Source organism: Micromonospora arborensis, from assembly GCF_003205615.1.
Lineage (GTDB): Bacteria > Actinomycetota > Actinomycetes > Mycobacteriales > Micromonosporaceae > Micromonospora > Micromonospora arborensis.
Window position 1 is genome coordinate 197,276 of sequence record NZ_PYBV01000036.1, and the last position, 11,416, is coordinate 208,691.

The 11,416-nt window shown below is 71.3% G+C and carries 8 protein-coding genes; 6 read left to right on the forward strand and 2 right to left on the reverse strand.

Going from position 1 to position 11,416, the window contains the following annotated elements; genetic code table 11:
* The first annotated feature begins 81 nt into the window (after window positions 1-81).
* From C7C45_RS26345 to C7C45_RS26360, 4 genes are all read left to right on the forward strand, one after another.
* Window positions 82-966 carry an IniB N-terminal domain-containing protein gene (locus tag C7C45_RS26345; RefSeq protein ID WP_110566387.1) on the forward strand — a complete coding sequence of 295 codons (885 nt, stop codon included), beginning with the start codon at window positions 82-84 and terminating at the stop codon, window positions 964-966.
* Window positions 967-1,081: 115 nt separating this feature from the next.
* Window positions 1,082-2,938 carry a dynamin family protein gene (locus C7C45_RS26350; protein ID WP_110566388.1) on the forward strand — a complete coding sequence of 619 codons (1,857 nt, stop codon included), beginning with the start codon at window positions 1,082-1,084 and terminating at the stop codon, window positions 2,936-2,938.
* Window positions 2,935-4,395, forward strand: a complete 1,461-nt coding sequence (locus C7C45_RS26355; RefSeq protein ID WP_110566389.1) for a P-loop NTPase family protein — start codon at window positions 2,935-2,937, stop codon at window positions 4,393-4,395. The genes C7C45_RS26350 and C7C45_RS26355 overlap by 4 nt, the downstream gene beginning before the upstream one ends.
* Window positions 4,396-4,621: 226 nt before the next feature.
* The gene (locus C7C45_RS26360) at window positions 4,622-8,554 is read left to right on the forward strand and encodes a ThuA domain-containing protein (RefSeq protein ID WP_110566390.1); all 3,933 of its coding nucleotides are present in this window, start codon (window positions 4,622-4,624) and stop codon (window positions 8,552-8,554) included.
* A gap of 54 nt (window positions 8,555-8,608) precedes the next feature.
* Here C7C45_RS26360 and C7C45_RS34220 read toward each other — a convergent pair whose 3' ends face one another.
* Complete coding sequence (locus tag C7C45_RS34220) at window positions 8,609-8,749, reverse strand: hypothetical protein (protein WP_167454834.1); 141 nt, start codon at window positions 8,747-8,749, stop codon at window positions 8,609-8,611.
* Between the two features lie 87 nt (window positions 8,750-8,836).
* Here C7C45_RS34220 and C7C45_RS26365 point away from each other — a divergent pair, with 87 nt between their 5' ends.
* Window positions 8,837-9,184, forward strand: a complete 348-nt coding sequence (locus C7C45_RS26365; protein ID WP_110566391.1) for a PadR family transcriptional regulator — start codon at window positions 8,837-8,839, stop codon at window positions 9,182-9,184.
* Window positions 9,181-10,254 (forward strand): hypothetical protein, encoded by a 1,074-nt coding sequence (locus tag C7C45_RS26370; RefSeq protein WP_110566392.1) that lies wholly within the window; start codon window positions 9,181-9,183, stop codon window positions 10,252-10,254. Before C7C45_RS26365 ends, C7C45_RS26370 begins: the two co-directional genes overlap by 4 nt.
* An 18-nt stretch (window positions 10,255-10,272) precedes the next feature.
* On the opposite strand, the gene C7C45_RS26375 is transcribed toward C7C45_RS26370, so the two are convergent.
* Window positions 10,273-10,821 carry a septum formation initiator gene (locus C7C45_RS26375; RefSeq protein ID WP_110566393.1) on the reverse strand — a complete coding sequence of 183 codons (549 nt, stop codon included), beginning with the start codon at window positions 10,819-10,821 and terminating at the stop codon, window positions 10,273-10,275.
* Window positions 10,822-11,416 lie beyond the last annotated feature (595 nt).

Consider the following 11,416-nt stretch of genomic DNA (forward strand, 5'->3'; position numbering starts at 1 on the left):
GATGCCCGGGGGCGTGCCCGGCAATAGCGTCACTGTCGACGTACGACACCCGCCGACGCCACATCCGAGGAGAACCGGCACATGGACTCGCAACAGACCCTCCACGACTTCGTGCTCGACCTGCTGACGAACCCCGACGCCCGGTCGGCCTTCGACCTCGACCCCGAGGGTGCGCTGCGGTCAGCGGGGCTGACCGACATCACGGCGGCCGACGTGCAGGACGTCGTGCCGTTGGTCGTCGACTACGCACCGGGGCAGGGCCTCGGGGCGTTGGCCCCGACCGTGGGGCAGCTCGGGCTGGACCCGCTGGTCACCGACACCACCGACGTGGTGGGCCAGTTGCAGAGCGTGGCGCAGCAGATCAGTGTCACGAGTTCCCCCTACGGCGTGGACGTCAAGGCCGGCGTGCTCGGTGCCTTCGCCGTCGACCCGTCGGCGGCTGCCGCAGGGGTCACCGTGCTGCCGGGGATCGGCCTGGGCGTCGGTCCGTACGGCCTCGACACCGACCTGACCGGTGTCGCCGACGTGGCGCACACCCTCGACGCCGACGTGGTGCAGCCGGTGGACGCGATCGCGGACCCGGTGGTCGGGGACGTCACCGGCGTGGTCGGCGACTCGACCGGCCTGCTGGACGGCACCGACCCGGGTCTGGTCGGTGGCGACCTGACCGGCGGCCTCCTCTCCGGAGCCCACGGTCAGGTCAACGGCATCGTCGGCTCCCTCGGTGTCGACGACACCCTGGGCGGGTTGGGCCTGGGGCACGACGGTGGCGTTGTCGGCGGAGTCGTCCCGCCGCTCGACGTGCCGCCGGTGGTGGGTGGTGTGACGCACCAGGTGGACGGTCTCCTCCCCGGTGTCACCGGCACGGTCGGTGACGTGACCGGCGGCGTCACCGACGGCGTGCTGGATGACTCGGACGCGTCGTCCGACCACGGCCTGCTCGGCATCACCGGCGGTCTGCTCTGACGGGAATTTCCGGTCGGAGCGGAGGGTCGGATCGTCTCGGGCGATCCGGCCCTTTCCGGTTCCACATCCGGTCCCTCTTGCTAATTGAGCTGAAATCAGCACACTTGGTGCGGTGATGGCCGGGATCTGGTTGGACGTGCTGGACGACATCGCCCGGACGTGCAGTGCGCACGGTCGTGGTGACCTGCTCCAGACGGTTCGGCAGAAACGCGCCCAACTGCTGGATCCGACGCTGCGCGTCCTGGTCATCGGTGAACCGAATCAGGGCAAGAGTCAGCTGATCAACGCGATCATCAACGCGCCGGCCTGCCCGGTCGGCGACGGCCGCACGACCGTCCTACCGACCGTGGTGCAGCATGCCGAGGCCGCGTCCGTCGCGGTGGCGCAGGCTCCGCCACCAGCACCCGGCCGGCCGTCCGGCACCGCGGTCGCGGCGACCGTCGAGCGGACCCCGCTGGCGCTCAACCAGGTCGCGGAGAGCGTGGCCGGCATGATCGGACGGCGGCCGGGCGGCGGCCCCGCGTACGTCGAGATCGGAATCCCCCGTGCCCTGCTCGGCGCCGGACTGGTGCTGGTGGACACTCCCGGCACCGACGAGGTCACCGGTATCGGCGGCCCTGCCTCGGTCGCTGCTCCCGCCCGGGCGGACACCGTGCTGTTGGTCACCGACTCCACCCGGGAACTCTCGGTTGCCGAGCTGAACATGCTGCTGCACGTCATGCGCTCGCACCCGAACGTGATGGTGGTGCAGAGCAAGACCGATCTGGTGGCGGACTGGCGGACGGTCGCCGAGCGCAATCGTCAGCACCTGGCCGAAGCCGGCGTCCCGGCGGCGCTGATCCCGGTCTCCGCGGCGCTGCGGCTGCGCGCTGCCGCGGCCGACGACCGGGGCCTCAACGCCGAGTCCGGGTTTCCCGCACTGATCGCCCGACTGCAGCATGACCTGGCCGGCAAGGCCGACCAGCTGGCCCGGGCGTCGGTGCAGACGGTGGCTCGGACGGTGGTGGAGCAGTTGGCCGCGCCGCTGCGTGCCGAGCTGGCCACCCAGGAGGCCGAGGAGCAGTCCGGGCCGATCTCCCGGCTGCACGCGGCGCAGCGTGAGGTCGACGAGCTGCGCCGCTGCTCCACCCGGTGGCAGAACACTCTCAGCGACGAGATCGCCGACCTGCTCTCCGACATCGAGTACGACCTCCGGGACCGGACCCGACAGATCCTCCGCACGGTGGACGAGGCGTTCGACACCGCCGACCCGTTGGTCGCCTGGGACACCTTCCAGGACTGGCTGGAGCGGAGCCTGGTGGAGGCCGCCGAGGCGAACCACGAGTGGCTGATCCAGCGCTGCGACTGGATCGCCCGCCGGGTGGCCGCCAACTTCGACCGGTACGGCTACGACGTGCTGCCGCCCTGGTCGATGACGATGCCGGACGACATCGGCGAGCGAGTGCCGGAGCTGCAACTGCCGACGATCGACCGGTTCACCACCGGCCAGAAGCTGTTCACCGGCATGAAGGGCTCGTACGGCGGGATGCTGATGTTCGGTCTGGCGACCACATTGGCCGGAATGCCGATGATCAACCCGGTCTCGGTCGGCATCGGGGCGCTCTTCGGCGGCAAGAGCATCCGCGACGAGAGCAAGCAGTTGCTCCGTCGCCGCCAGGCGACGGTCAAGGCGGCCATCCAGCGGCATGTCGACGACTTCTTCGTGCGGATGATCCGTGACTGCCGGGACGCCGCCCGGCAGGTGCAGCGGATGCTGCGGGACCACTTCACGGGGCTGACCGAGGAGCTCCAGGAGGCGATCGTCCAGTCGTTCCGCAGCGCCAAGCAGGAGGCCGACACCGATGCCTCGCTGCGCGAGCAGCGGCAGCGTGAGATTCGGCTGAAGATGACCCGGTTGGCCGCGCTCTACGAGCAGGCGCAGCAGTTGACCGGTACCCGTTCGGCCCCGCTGCGGTTGGAGCCGCAGGCATGACCGTGGGGCTGCGCCTGGACGAGGCGGCCTGGGGGTTGCTGCACCAGGCCATCGATCTCTACCAGCACGATCCGCGGGTGGTCGGGCAGCTGCGGCATCAGGTTGCCCGGTTGGAGCAACCGCTGCGGATCGCGGTCGCCGGTCCGTGGCGATCCGGCAAGTCGACGATCCTCAACGCGCTGATGGGCGAGGAGGTCGCGCCGGTCGAGCGGGCCGATGGCGTGTTCACCTGGTACGAGGACGGCGCCGCCCCGCGGGCGACCGCCTACCCGGCCGGTCAGCCACCGCAGGAGTTGACGGTGGTCAAGTCGGCGACCGGGCTGCGGGTGGACCTCGGCTGGGGCGCGGGGGACGTCCGCGACATCGTGGTGCAGTGGCCGACGCGGGCGCTGCGGCAGGTCACGCTTATCGACACCCCGCCCGTCACCGGCAGTGTGGAGCAGGGGCAGGCACCGGTGTTGGAGCGGGTCCTGCGGGACTCCGACGCGGTGTTGTACCTGACCCGCGATGCTCGCGACAGTGATCTGCGGCTGCTGGAGTCCGGCCGGGACAGCGCCGTCGGGCAGGCCGCCCCGGTCAACGTGATCATGGTGCTGTCCCGGGCGGATGAGACCGGCGGAGGCCGGATCGACGGCCTGCTCACGGCCCGCCAGCTCGCCCGCCGGCACTACCGCGATCCGCGGGTGAGCGCGCTCAGCGTGAACGTCGTGGCGTGCAGTGGGATGATCGGCCTGGCGGGCAGGATGCTCGGTGAGTCGGACTTCGCCGCGCTCGCGTCCCTGGCCCAGGTGCCCAGGGCGGAGCTGGACGTCCACCTGATCTCCGCCGACCGCTTCCTCCGTGGCGAGCTGCCGGTACGGCTGGAGACCGAGACGCGCGCCGCGCTGCTGGATCGGCTCGGGGTCTTCGGTGTCCGGCTGGCGGCCACACTGGTGCGCAGTGGTTTCGACAGCCGGGTGAAGCTCTCCGCCGAGCTCATTCGGCGCAGCGGTCTCACCGAGCTGCGTGAGTCGGTGACGCGCTGTTTCATCGACCGCAGCGACACGCTGAAGGCCCGGTCGGCGCTGGCCGCGGTGGAGTCGCTGCTGCGCGCCGAGCCGACCCGGGGTTCTGAGGAACTGGCCGGCGCGGTCGAGCGGATCCTCGCCGGTGCCCACGAGTTCCGGGAGCTACGCCTGCTGGTGGCGCTGCGCAACGCCCGGCTCGGGTTCGACGCGGAGTCGGCCGCCGAGGCGCAGCGGCTCATCGGCGGCAACGGGGTGGGTCTGGCCGCCCGGCTCGGTGTCGAGCACGAGGCGACCGTGCAACGGCTCTGGGATGTCGCCGCGGACGCGCAGTGGCGCTGGCGGGACCGGGCGGAGGACCCGCTGCTTCCGCTGGCGCAGCGGCGCGGGGCCCAGGTCGTCGTCCGCAGCTGCGAGGGGATGATCGCCGAGCTGGTCGCGGGCGGTCGCTGAGAGCTGACGGCATCGGCGCCCACCACGTGGTTCGTGGCCCGAAAACCGTTATTCGATCTCCCTGTGCACAGTCGCTCCCACCTGCGGAGATAACGCTCTCACGAATCGCGGGAGAAGGCTTGACGCGCCTGCGACGAGAAGGCAACGATGCATTCACATGTCTCGTCCCACCACCGCCTGGCGTGATCGGCGCACGCCGTCCCTCGCACCGCGAAAGGACCCCACTGTGCGCAGATCCCTGAGATCGTGGCTCGGCGTCGCGCTGAGCGCGATCCTCGTGGCGGGCGGCATCGTCGCCTCGCCACCCACGGCCAGCGCCGCACCGTTCACCGTGCTGGTCTTCAGCAAGACCGCCGGGTTCCGGCACGGATCCATCACCCCGGGCATCGCCGCGATCCAGCAGCTCGGTGCGGCCAACGGCTTCACCGTCGAGGCCACCGAGGACGCCGCCCAGTTCACCGACGCCAACCTGGACCGGTTCGCCGCGGTGATCTGGCTGTCCACCACCGGCGATGTGCTCAACGCCGCGCAGCAGGCCGCCTTCGAGCGCTACATCACCGGCGGCGGCGGGTACGTGGGTGTCCACGCCGCCTCCGACACCGAGTACGACTGGCCCTGGTACGGCGGGCTGGTCGGGGCGTACTTCGCCTCGCACCCGGCCGAGCAGACCGCCACCGTCAAGGTCGCCGACCAGGTGCACCCGTCCACCGCGACGCTGCCGCAGCGGTGGAGCCGGTTCGACGAGCTGTACAACTACCGCACCAACCCCCGGGGCAACGCGCACGTGCTGGCCACCCTGGACGAGAGCACCTACACCGGCGGCAGCATGGGGGCCGACCACCCGATCTCCTGGTGCCAGAACTACTCGGGCGGCCGGGCCTGGTACACCGGCCTGGGCCACACCGACGCGTCGTTCACCGAGGCGAACTTCCGTCAGCACCTGCTCGGCGGCATCATGACCGCCTCCGGCGCGGTCGGCGCCGACTGTGGCGCCACCGTCAACAGCAGCTTCCAGCAGGTGGAGCTGGCCAAGGGTGCGGCGGAGACCGGCGAGCCGATGAGCCTCACCGTCCTGCCGGACCGGGGCGTGCTGCACACCTCCCGCAACGGCGTGATCCGGCACACCGACGCCGCCGGCAACACCAAGATCGCCGCCACCCTGCCGGTCTACACCGGAGACGAGGAGGGCCTGCAGGGCATCAAGGCCGACCCGAACTTCGCCACCAACCGCTGGGTGTACGCGTACTACGCCCCACCGCTGAGCACCCCCGGTGGCGGTGCCCCGGCCACCGGCACCCCTGCCGAGTTCGCCGTCTGGGACGGCGTCAACCGGTTGGCCCGGTTCAGCGTGAACGCGGACAACACCATCAACCTGGGCAGTGAGACGCTGATCCTGAACGTGCCGACCAGCCGGGGCATGTGCTGCCATGTCGGCGGCGACATGGACTTCGACGCGGCGGGCAACCTCTACCTGTCCACCGGCGACGACACCAACCCGTTCGACTCGGCCGGCTTCACCCCGATCGACGAGCGGGCCGGGCGCAACCCGGCCTTCGACGCGCAGCGCACCTCGGCGAACAGCAACGACCTGCGCGGCAAGGTGCTGCGCATCAAGCCGAGCGCGGCCGGCGGTTACACCATCCCGGCCGGCAACATGTTCGCGCCGGGCACCGCGCGGACCCGCCCGGAGATCTACGCGATGGGCTTCCGTAACCCGTTCCGGATGAGCGTGGACAAGGCCACCGGCATCGTCTACCTCGGCGACTACGGTCCGGACGCGGGCACCGCCGACCCGAACCGGGGGCCGGCGGGCAACGTCGAGTTCGCCCGGATCGACAGGCCCGGCTTCTACGGGTGGCCGTACTGCACCGCCCGCAACGACGCGTACAACGACTACACCTTCCCGTCCGGCCCGTCCGGGCCGAAGTTCAACTGCGCGGGCGGGCCGGTGAACAACTCGCCCAACAACACCGGCATCACCCAGTTGCCGCCGGCCATCTCGGCGTGGCTGCCGTACGGCGGCTCCGGATCACCGCCGGAGTTCACCGGCGGCGGCCTGTCCCCGATGGGCGGCCCGGTCTACCGGTACGACCCGAACAACACCTCCGCCGTCGCGTTCCCCGAGTACTACGACGGGACCTACTTCGCCGGTGAGTTCGGCCGCCGCTGGATCAAGAACATCAAGCTCGACTCGTCCGGCCAGCCGTTGAAGATCAATCCGTTCCCGTGGACCGGTACCCAGGTGATGGACATGGAGTTCGGGCCGGACGGGGCGCTCTACGTGCTCGACTACGGCACCGGTTGGTTCAACGGCGACGCCAACTCGGCGCTCTACCGCATCGAGTACGCCCGCACCGGCAGGGCGCCACGCCCGGTCGTCTCGGCCACTCCGACCAGCGGCACCGCCCCGTTGACCGTGGCCTTCTCCTCGGCCGGCACCCTCGACCCGGACGGGGACCCGTTCACGTACGCCTGGGACTTCGACAACAACGGCAGCACCGACTCGACGGCGGCGAACCCGAGTTTCACGTACACCACGAACGGGACCCGCAGCCCGACGCTCACGGTCCGGGACACCACCGGCAAGACAGCCACCGCGAGTGTGGTCGTCACGGTCGGCAACAGTGCCCCGGTGGTCACCGTGAACACCCCGTTGAACGGGCAGACCTTCACCTTCGGGGACGCGGTGCCGTTCTCCGTCACCGTCACCGACGCCCAGGACGGTGCGGTCAACTGCGCCCGGGTGAAGGTCAACTATGTCCTCGGGCACGACTCGCACGGCCACCAGCTCGGCAGCGTGCAGGGCTGCACCGGGGTCATCCAGACCTCGGCCGACGGCGAGCACGACACGGCGGCGAACATCTTCGGCATCATCGACGCGGAATACACCGACCTGGGCGGGGGCGGCCAGCCGCCGCTGACCACACACACCCAGGCCGTCCTGCAGCCGCGGGTGCGCCAGGCCGAGCACTTCGGTGACTCGTCCGGCGTCCAGGTCGTCGCCGGCGCGGCCGGGCACGGCGGGGCCGCCGTCGGGTACGTCGACAACAACGACTGGATCTCGTTCCGCCCCTACAACCTGACCGGCATCCAGTCGTTCAGCGCCCGGGTCGGCGCCCCGGCCGGCGGCGGTGGGACGTTGGAGCTGCGGGTCGATTCGCCCACCGGTCCGCTGGTCGGCTCGGCCACCGTGGTGCCCACCGGCGGGTACGCCACCTTCGCCACGGTCACCGGTGGGGTCACCGCCCCGACCGGCACCCGGACCCTGTTCCTGGTCTTCAAGGGCACCGGCCCGTACTTCGACGTCGACGAGTTCACCCTCTCGGCCAGCCCCGGCGGCCCGGGCCCCGATCCGGACCCGCCCACCGGGAACCTGGCCCAGGGCAAGCCCGCCCGAGCTTCCAGCCTCGAGGGCGCGTATGTCGCGGCCAACGCGTTCGACGGGGCGGTGGGCACCCGTTGGAGCAGCGCGTTCAGCGACCCGCAGTGGATCGACGTGGACCTCGGGGCCACGTACTCCCTCAACCGGGTCAAGCTGACCTGGGAGGCGGCGTACGGCAGTGGTTACCAGATCCAGACCTCGCCGGACGGGGTCAACTTCACCACGATCCGTACGGTGGCCGGCGGCGACGGCGGCGTGGACGACCTGACCGGGCTCACCGGTTCCGGCCGGTTCGTCCGGCTCCTCGGCACCACCCGGGGCACCGCCTGGGGTTACTCGCTGTTCGAGTTCGAGGTGTACGGCGGCACCGGTAACCCGACCGGGCCGGGCACCAACCTGTTGTTGAACAAGCCGACGTCGACGTCCAGCAACGAGGGGGCCGACGTGGCCGGCGCCCAAGCGGTGGACGGTAGCCTCACCACCCGCTGGTCGAGCACGTTCTCCGACCCGCAGTGGATCCGGGTCGACCTCGGCGCGTCCACCGCGATCGGTCGGGTCAAGCTGAGCTGGGAGTCGGCGTACAGCAGCGCGTACCAGATCCAGACCTCGACCGACGGCACCACCTGGACCACCGTGAAGACGGTGACCGGTGCCGACGGCGGCGTGGACGAGCACAGCGGCCTCGGTGCCAACGGCCGCTACCTGCGGATCTACGGCACCGCCCGGGGCACCGGATACGGCCACTCGCTCTGGGAGGTGGAGGCGTACGCGAGCTGAGTCACCACCGCTGACCTGGCCGGTACGGATCACCGTGCCGGCCATGTCGGTCGTTCAGTTGCTGAGCGCCACGCGGGTGTACGCGGAGGCGGCGGACTTGTCCGAGGGGGTGGTTGAGCTGGCCGCGGGTGCGGGCGCTTCGGTGGAGGAGCAACCGGCCAGCAGCAGAGAGGCGAAAACGAGGGTGCGGAGCACGGCAGGAGCATAGCGATCTTCAGGTCCGGATCGGGTGGCCATTTCGCTGACCTTGCATATACCGATGATCGGTATATGCTCCCTGCCATGACCGAGAGTCCACTTCGGGAACCGACGTTCCTGGTCCTCACCGCGCTGGCTGAGGCACCCAAACACGGTTACGCCGTCATCGAGGACGTGCTGCGCATCTCCGACGGGCGGGTTCGCCTGCGCGCCGGCACCCTCTACGCCGTCCTCGACCGGCTCCGCGCCGACGGCCTCATCGAGGTCGAGCGCGAGGAGGTGGTGCAGTCGCGCCTGCGCCGCTACTACCGACTCACCGCGCTCGGCGCGCGCCGGCTCGCCGAGGAGGCCGACCGCCTGCGACACAACGCGGACGCCGCCCGCGTGCGGCTGCGCCGCGGCGGCCTACTGAGCAATGGAGGTGCGGCGTGAGCAGCGACGATCTGGAACGCCGCTACCGACGGTTGCTGGCCGTCTATCCATGGGAGCACCGCCGGGCGTACGAGGACGAGATGCTGGCCGTGCTGGTCGCCGGCGCCCGGCCGGGCCAGCGGCGACCGGCCGCAGGTGACGCGCTGAATCTGGTCGGCGCCGGGCTGCGGGCGCGGCTGCGGGTGAGCGCACGGGGGTTCACCGGGCCGACCTGGGCGGACGCGGCGGCGGTGACGGGCCTGCTGGTCGCGTCCATCCTGTTCGCGCTCGCCGGGAAGTCACTGCTCGACCAGCTCATCCGGGATCCGAGCATGCCACCGGGGTACGGGCCGGGCAGCCCCGACCTCGTCGACTGGCTGCGGCTGGCCGGCTGGGCGGGCGTCTGTGTGGCCGTGCTGGTCGGGTGGCGCTGGTTGGCCGCCGGTCTGGCCTGGGCTGGCGCGATCGGCTGGGGCGCGCTGGTCGCTCCCCAGGCCGGTGACGATCTCACGTACGTGGTGGACACCCTGCCGCGGATCGCCCTCGCCGTCGTGGCCGCCGCCGCGCTGACCGTGCCAGCACCGCGTCACCGGGTGGTCGCGCTGCTGGGCGTACGCCGGTTGGTGACGTTGCTGCTCGCACCGGCCGTGATGGCCGCACTGTTGGAGATCAACAGGGCGACCCGCCCCACGCTCGACCCAGTTGGCGGCACGTCCTACCAGGTCCTCTACGGCATCGAGGCGAGCAGCGAGCTGGTCCTCTGGCTCTACGTCGCCGGCCTGGCCACCGCCGCGCTGGCCATGCTGGCCGCGCTCGCCAGGCTCGACCCTGGGGTACGCCGACGGATCGTCGTCATGCTCCTCCCGGTCGCGGCGCTCGCCCTGGTGATCGACAGCGCCCTCGCCGGTTGGTCCACCTCCACCATGTACATGGGACACGTCATTCCCCTGGTGCCGGCGCAGTGGGCGATGCTGATGCTCGTCCCACCGGTGACCTTCCTGGCCGGGGCGCTGCTCGTCCGTCGACGGGAGGAGACCATACGCATGGTCGCCCTCGGCCGAGCCGCAGACCGCGAGCAGCCAGTGGGGTAGCAGGGCGCGACTCCTCGGTCAGTCGTCGGCGACGGCTACCGGCTCCGAGCCGATGCAGCGCACCTTCAACTCGTACTCGCGGTTCGACCCCTCGAACGTGACCTCGACGTCGTCGTCCGGGCCTCGGTCCACGTCCCTGACTCGGTAGCCCTGCGCGGGTGCCCAGGAGACGAGGCGTACGCCACCGGCGCCGCACTCGGCCAGGGCCGTGCCGCCGTCGGTGGCGAAACCCCGACGGACCCCAGAGCTGGCGGTCGGCGCGACGCTCGTCGTGCCCGGGCTGGTCGGCGCGCCGCTCGTCGTGCCCGCGCCGCTCGTCGTGCCCGCGCTGCTCGTCGTGCCCGCGCTGCTCGTCGTGCCCGGGCTGGTCGGTGTGGCGCTCGTGGTGGCGGCGGGCACCGGCTCCGGCGAGGCGAGCGCGCGTTCGATCTCGGCCTCGCTGCGCACCCCGCCCGGCGTGCCGGTGATGCTCTCGCCCACCAGTCGGATCGCACCCAGCCCGATCAGGGTTGCCACGGCGGCGGTGGCCACCCACCCGGTGGCGACGAGGATCGAACGACGGCTCATGCCCCGACTATCCCCGATCCGGTGTTGATGCCGGCACATCCCGACCCTAAGCCAGGGTTAACGCCAACGCGGCCCAGTGGGTCCCGCTGGTGGTCGCCCCTGATCGCCGCCGCCCTCGGCCGCTGCCCTCGGCCGCTGCCCTCGGCCGCCGGCCCCGTCGTCGCCGCCCCCGTCGTCGCCGCCCCCGGCCGCCGCCCCCGCCCTGTCGCCGCCGCCCCCGGCCGCCGCCCCCGCCCTGTCGCCGCCGTCCCGCCCCCGTCGCCGCCCCCGCCCCCGTCGCTGCCCCCGGCCCGGCCAGCGTGGCCGCGTCAGAACGTCCCCCATAAAGGACGGATCGGACGACGTGGCGACCCCCGCGGTGGGCGACGGGGCGTGATCCACTCCGTTTCGGCGATGTGGCGGTATTCCTGAGGCGGGATACCGCCATGTCGGCGACCTGGAGTCGATCACGTCCGAGTTGCCCGTTCCTTTGCCCGTAGACCGTCGCTGCGGGCACGAACGCCCATTGTCGCCCTCGCCGCCGCGGCCATGGGGCCGTGATCCACTCCGCTTCGGCGATGTGGCGGTATCCGTGAGCTTGGGCTCAAGTGGTTGT